1 protein-coding gene is annotated in these 326 nt (G+C 48.5%); it reads right to left on the reverse strand.

Translation table 11 applies throughout. The features are described 5' to 3' along the window. Positions 1 to 60: 60 nt before the first annotated feature. Positions 61 to 326 (reverse strand): T9SS type A sorting domain-containing protein (locus tag ASC50_RS05550; RefSeq protein WP_158648504.1); only part of this gene is annotated, 266 nt, incomplete at its 5' end.

Consider the following 326-nt stretch of genomic DNA (forward strand, 5'->3'; position numbering starts at 1 on the left):
CGGCTGCAAAGTTACATAAAAATAATAACAAATAGCAAAATAACAATTGTTCATTTGTTTTCATTCCACCACCACTTTCAGCAATTTCTCCCCAATCCGCACAAGATAGACACCGCGTGTGGTTGGTATCGGTAGTTGTAGGGATGATTGCGGGGATGATTGTAGGGGCGGTTGCGGGGATGGTTGCGGAGTCGTGGCACGCCACGCCTCTACCGGTAATGTTGACACCGCGCGACCGTTTAAATCATAGATTGTGATGTTTGTAACACCTTCCGGAACGCCTTCGATGGGGATGAAATCACCGCCATGCACCGGGTTGGGGTATA

It is taken from the genome of Candidatus Symbiothrix dinenymphae (genome assembly GCF_001431085.1).